Annotated in this window: 5 protein-coding genes; all 5 read left to right on the top strand. The window is 69.6% G+C overall.

The features are described 5' to 3' along the window. On the top strand, positions 1-979 hold a 979-nt coding region (locus tag EJC49_RS23560; protein ID WP_245453538.1), incomplete at its 5' end, for an RsmD family RNA methyltransferase. Then, positions 976-1,830, top strand: a complete 855-nt coding sequence (locus EJC49_RS23555; protein WP_126702379.1) for a TrmH family RNA methyltransferase — start codon at positions 976-978, stop codon at positions 1,828-1,830. The genes EJC49_RS23560 and EJC49_RS23555, both read left to right, overlap by 4 nt. Then, the gene (gene lspA / locus EJC49_RS23550) at positions 1,827-2,330 is read left to right on the top strand and encodes a signal peptidase II (protein WP_126702378.1); all 504 of its coding nucleotides are present in this window, start codon (positions 1,827-1,829) and stop codon (positions 2,328-2,330) included. Before EJC49_RS23555 ends, lspA begins: the two co-directional genes overlap by 4 nt. 77 nt (positions 2,331-2,407) lie before the next feature. Beyond that, the gene (gene acuI / locus EJC49_RS23545; RefSeq protein WP_126702380.1) at positions 2,408-3,379 is read left to right on the top strand and encodes an acrylyl-CoA reductase (NADPH); all 972 of its coding nucleotides are present in this window, start codon (positions 2,408-2,410) and stop codon (positions 3,377-3,379) included. Positions 3,380-3,463: 84 nt separating this feature from the next. Next, entirely contained in the window at positions 3,464-5,752 is a 2,289-nt protein-coding gene (locus EJC49_RS23540) for a hybrid sensor histidine kinase/response regulator (protein WP_126702377.1), read from the top strand. Positions 5,753-5,852 lie beyond the last annotated feature (100 nt).

Below are 5,852 nucleotides of genomic sequence, written 5' to 3'. Positions count from 1 at the left end.
CCGGCCCGCGCGTCAGGACGAGCGCGCCCCGTCCGCAGAGACGCCGCGTTCGGCCGTCCACCGGCAGCGCCGCCAGGGCGCGCTTCCGGCCGAGCGCGTGCCGCTGATCCTCGAGGTGGCGCCCGGCGCCGACTACGCGCTGATCGATTCCGGCGACGGCGAAAAGCTCGAGCAGTACGGCCCCTACCGCATCGTCCGGCCCGAGGGCCAGGCGGTCTGGGCGCGCGCGCTCGGCGCGGCGCAATGGGCCGACGTCGATGCCGTCTTCACCGGCGACACCGACGAGGAAGGCATCGGCCGCTGGCGCTTCCCCAAGTCCGTCCTCGGCGAAACCTGGCCGATGAAGCATGACGGGATCGACTATCTCGGCCGCTTCACCTCGTTTCGCCATGTCGGGGTGTTTCCCGAGCAGGCGCCGCACTGGAGCCACATGGAGACGCTGATCCGCGAGGCGAAGCGCCCGGTCAAGGTGCTGAACCTCTTCGGCTACACCGGCCTCGCCTCGCTGGTGGCGGCCCGCGCCGGCGCGGAGGTCACCCATGTCGACGCCTCCAGGAAGGCGATCGGCTGGGCGCGCGAGAACCAGGAGATGGCGCGGCTGTCCGACAGGCCCATCCGCTGGATCTGCGAGGACGCCAAGAAATTCGTCGAGCGCGAGGAGCGCCGCGGCAGCCGCTACGACATCATCCTGCTCGACCCGCCCGCCTATGGGCGCGGGCCGAAGGGCGAGGTCTGGCAACTCTTCGAAGACCTTCCGGCGATGGTCGACCTCACCCGCGCCATCCTGTCCGACAGGCCGCTGTCGGTGGTGCTCACGGCCTATTCCATCCGCGCCTCCTTCTTCGCCATCCACGCCCTGATGCGCGACGCCTTCGCCGGCATGGGCGGAACGGTGGAGTCGGGTGAACTGGTGATCCGGGAGAAGACGGCCGGCCGCGCGCTGTCGACATCGCTGTTTTCGCGCTGGGTGGCCGCATGAGCGCGCCCGGCGAAAACCGTCGCGTCGGCCAGGTCAAGGAAGTCACGAGCCTCGCCAACCCGATCGTCAAGGACATCAAGGCGCTGGCGCTGAAGAAATTCCGCGACCAGCAGAACGCCTTCATGGCCGAGGGCCTGAAGCTCGTCATCGACGCGCTCGATCTCGGCTGGACGATCCGCACGCTGGTCTTCTCGAAGTCCGGTCTCGGCAACGCCGCCGTCGAGAAGGCTGCGGCCCGCACGGTGGCCGCCGGCGGTCTGGTGCTCGAGGTCAACGACAAGGTGCTGGCCGCCATCACCCGGCGTGAAAACCCGCAGATGGTGGTGGGCGTGTTCGAGCAGCGCTGGACGCCGCTTGCCGACGTCAGGCCGGCGGGCGACGACGTCTGGGTGGCGCTCGACCGCGTTCGTGATCCCGGCAATCTGGGAACCGTCATCCGCACCGTCGACGCCGTCGGCGCCAAAGGCGTCATCCTCGTCGGCGACACCACCGATCCTTTCGCGGTCGAGACCGTGCGCGCCACCATGGGCTCGATCTTCGCGGTTCCGGTGGCGCGGGCCAGCGAGCAGGCCTTCCTCGCCTGGCGCAAGGGGTTCGGCGGTCTCGTGGCCGGAACGCATCTGAAGGGGTCGGTCGACTACCGCACGGTCGATTATGGCAAACGGCCGGTGGTTCTCCTGATGGGCAACGAGCAGCAGGGCCTGCCCGAAACGCTTGCCGGCGCCTGCGACCGGCTGGTGCGCATCCCGCAGGCCGGCCGCGCCGATTCGCTCAATCTCGCCGTCGCCACCGGCGTGATGCTCTACGAAGTGCGGCGCGCGGCGCTTTCGCTGGAAGCGACCGCCTCATGAGGTGGCCAGCCTTCTTCGCCGTCATCGTCGCGGGCATCGGCATCGACCAGTGGATCAAGTTCCTGGTCGAAACGCGCATGGACATGCACGAGCTGATCGACATCCTGCCGTTTCTCGGGCTCTTCCGCATCCACAACACCGGCATCGCCTTTTCCATGTTCGCCGGCATGGACCGGCTGTTCCTGATCGGCCTCGCCGTCGCCGTGATGATCTTCGTCGGCTGGCTCGCCGCGCGCACCAATCCCGCGCACGGCCTGGCCCGCCTCGGCTTCGCGCTCATTCTCTCGGGGGCCTTCTCCAACAACCTGATCGACCGGCTCGTGCTCGGCTACGTCGTCGACTACGTCCTGTTCCACACGCCCGTCTGGTCCTTCGCGGTCTTCAATCTCGCCGACGCCTTCATCTCCGTCGGCGCGGGGCTGGTCATCCTCGACGAGGTCTTCGTCTGGCGCCGCCAGGCGCGCGCCGGGGGACCGGCAGACGGTCCGCGCGACGGTTGACCGGCTGTCGCGGTCGCAGCACAGTCCGCCAGACCACAGGATCAAGGGAGAAGACGGTGGATCACTTCAGGGCAATCATGGTCTCGCGCGGCGAGGACAGGAAACAGTCGGTCGAAACCACCGAGCTCTCGATCGACGATCTCATGCAAGGCGACGTCACGGTCGCCGTCGAGGCGACCACCGTCAACTACAAGGATGGCCTGGCCATCACCGGGCTGGCGCCCGTGGTGCGGCGCTTTCCGCTGGTGCCGGGCATCGACTTCGCCGGCACCGTCATCGCCTCGGGCCATCCGGACTGGAAGAAGGGCGACAAGGTCGTCCTCAATGGCTGGGGCGTGGGCGAGACGCATTTCGGCGCCTATGCCGGCCTGGCGCGCGTCAGCGGCGACTGGCTGGTCCGGCTGCCCGACGGCATGACGCCCCTGGAGGCGATGGCCATCGGCACGGCGGGCTACACCGCCATGCTCTGCGTCATGGCGCTGGAACGCCACGGCGTCGTGCCCTCGCGCGGCCCGGTGGTGGTCACCGGCGCGGCCGGCGGCGTCGGTTCCGTCGCCATCTCGCTTCTGTCGAGGCTCGGCTATCACGTCATCGCCTCCACGGGCCGGACGTCGGAGGAAGACTATTTGAAGGATCTCGGCGCGGCCGAGGTCATCGCCCGCGACGAGCTCACCGGGCCCGCCAGGCCGCTCGGCAAGGAGCGCTGGGCCGGCGGCGTCGACGCGGTCGGCAGCCACACGCTGGCCAACCTGCTTTCGATGACCTCCTATGGCGGCGCGGTCGCCGCCTGCGGGCTGGCCGGCGGCATGGACCTCCCGTCCAGCGTCGCCCCGTTCATCCTGCGCGGCGTTTCGCTGCTCGGCATCGACTCGGTCATGGCGCCTCGCGCCCTGCGTGTGGAGGCGTGGAACAGGCTCTCGGTCGATCTCGACCGCACGCGGCTGGCCGCGCTGTCCACCACCATCGGCTTCGACGGCATCGTCGCCGCCGCCAGGGCCATCGTCGAAGGCAAGGTGCGGGGCCGGGTCGTGGTCGACATGGCCCGTTGAAACCACCCCGCGGGGCGATTTCGGTAAAGTTTTAGCACCCGGACAAAACCTTCCCTAAGCTCGACCGGCTAGGCTGCGGCCATCATGTCGGAGCAAACGGCACCAAAGGGACACGGCGTTCGATCGCTGTCCGGGACCCACGTCCCGGGCCGGTTCGGCCGTGTCGCGGCGGCGCTGGGGAAGTCCCGCGACCGCTACGCCATCGCCGAACTCGTCATCCTGAGCTCGATCCTGGTCCTCGCCGGCTACGCGCATCTGTCGGGCGCGCCGCGGCTTCTGGGCTACGGCCTGCTGGCCACCGGCCTGATCGGCTTCCTGGTGCTCGGCCGCCGGACGGTGGACGACGCCCGCTTCGAGCGCATCGCCGAGGAGAGCGTCGCCCAGACGCGCGAGGAGATCGAGACCCTCGCCGACCGCATGTGGGAACTCCACGAGAGCGAGGAGCGCTTCCGCGGGCTGATCGACGCGCTCGGCGATCTGGTCGTCCACCGCGACCGCGACGGCCGCATCGTCTATGCCAACTCGGTCTTCGCCGACCTGTTCAGCCGCCAGCCGCGCGAAATTCTCGGCCGCACGCTCCGCGAACTCGGCGTCGACGTCGGCGTGGTGCCCGACGCCTCCTTCGCCGACGGCGAGTATCTGAGCTCCACCGACGTGTCGATCCACACCCGCGAGGGCGTCCGCTGGTTCTCCTGGATCGAGCTGTCGGTTCGCGACGAGGCCACCGGCACGGTGTCCCACCGCACCATCGCGCGGGACATCACCGCGCGCAAACGGGCCGAAACCGCGCTGATCTCGGCGCGCGAGCGCGCCGAATTCGCCAGCCAGGCGAAGTCGCGCTTCCTCGCCACCGTCAGCCACGAGATCCGCACGCCCATGAACGGCATCATGGGCATGGCCAAGCTTCTGGCCGACACCGACCTGACGCCGGAGCAGCGCACCTATGTCGGCGCCGTGTCCACCTCCGCCAACGCGCTTCTGGCCCTGATCGAGGATCTGCTCGATTTCTCCAAGATCGAGGCCGGCCGCTTCGAGCTCGAGCCGCAGGCGATGTCGCCGCGCGAACTGGTCGAGAACGTGGTCGAACTGATGGCCGCCCGCGCCTTCGCCAAGGGCATCGGGCTGGGCTGCCACATCGCACCCGAAGTCCCCGCCCTGATCGAGGCCGATCCGGGCCGGCTTCGCCAGGTCATGCTCAACCTCGTCGGCAACGCCGTCAAGTTCACCGAGGAAGGCGGCGTCCTGGTGAAGGTCAGCGCCAGCCGCGAGGACGAGCCGCCGGCGCTGCGCTTCTCCGTCGGCGACAGCGGCCCCGGCCTCTCGCGCGCCGAGATCGGTCGCGTCTTCCGCGAGTTCGAGCAGGCCGACGGCACCTCGACGCGCAAGCATGGCGGCGCCGGCCTCGGCCTCGCCATCTCCACGCGCATCGTCGAGGCCATGGGCGGGCGCATCATGGTCGAGAGCGAGGTGGGCAGGGGGGCCGAGTTCATCTTCGAGATGCCCCTGTCGGAGCGCCCCCAGGCCGTCATCGCGCCCTATTTCGCCCTTCGCGGCAAGGCGGTCCTGATCGTCTCCGAAAACGTCGTCGAGGCCGAGGCGATGGCGCTCACCATCCGCTCGCATGGCGGCAGCGCAACCGTCGCGCGCGGCGCCGCCGACGCCGAGCAGCTGGTGGTCGCGCCCCCGCACGAACCCTTCGACGCGGCGCTCATCGACGCCGCTCTCGAATCGCCCGACGGCGCCACCGTGGCGCGGCTGCGCGCGGCGTCCCGCGCCCCGTTCCAGTCCGTCATCCTCATTTCGCCGACCGATCGCGGGCGCCTGTTCCAGTTCCGCAACGCGGGCTACCCGGCGTTCCTGGCGCGGCCGGTGCGCGGCGCCACCATGATGCGCGTCCTGACCGACGGCGCGCTCGACATGGCGCCGTCGCGGGTCGTCCACCGCCTCGGGCTCAAGCGCCAGCACGGCCGCAAGCCGGCGCCGAAGGGGTTGCGGATCCTCGTCGCCGAGGACAACGAGATCAACGCCCTCCTGGCCCGCTCCGTGCTGGAAAAGATGGGCCACACCGTCCACCACGTCCCCGACGGCCGCTCCGCCGTGGATGCGGTGATGGCGGCGCGCGGCGCAAGCCGCCCCGACCTCGTGCTGATGGACCTGCACATGCCGGTGATGGACGGGCTCGACGCCATCGCCCTCATCCGCAAGCACGAGGAGGAAAAAGGTTTGCCGGCGCTGCCCATCATGGTGCTGTCCGCCGACAGCCGCGAATCGACGCGGCACACCGTCCTCGCCCATGGCGCCACGGGCTTCGTCACCAAGCCGCTCGATCCCCAGGCGCTGCTGGAAGCCGTCCACCACCAGGTCGCCGCCTGACGCGCCTGCGTGGCGCACTTGCAGCCCGGCGCCGCGCCGACTAGGGGAATCGCATTTGAGAAATAGGACTGGCGTGGAGGTTTGATCTGGATTCTTTGGA

Origin of the sequence: Aquibium carbonis, from assembly GCF_003970795.1 — a bacterium.
In the GTDB taxonomy this organism is placed as follows: domain Bacteria; phylum Pseudomonadota; class Alphaproteobacteria; order Rhizobiales; family Rhizobiaceae; genus Aquibium; species Aquibium carbonis.
Note: the sequence above shows the minus strand (reverse complement) of the source record. Positions and strands in the feature narration are given on the sequence as shown.

Excerpts from the sequence above, each read along its gene's own strand:
- EJC49_RS23555 (WP_126702379.1), top strand. The coding sequence starts at position 976 with ATGAGCGCGCCCGGCGAAAACCGTCGCGTCGGCCAGGTCAAGGAAGTC.
- lspA (WP_126702378.1), top strand. The coding sequence starts at position 1,827 with ATGAGGTGGCCAGCCTTCTTCGCCGTCATCGTCGCGGGCATCGGCATC.
- acuI (WP_126702380.1), top strand. The coding sequence starts at position 2,408 with ATGGTCTCGCGCGGCGAGGACAGGAAACAGTCGGTCGAAACCACCGAG.
- EJC49_RS23540 (WP_126702377.1), top strand. The coding sequence starts at position 3,464 with ATGTCGGAGCAAACGGCACCAAAGGGACACGGCGTTCGATCGCTGTCC.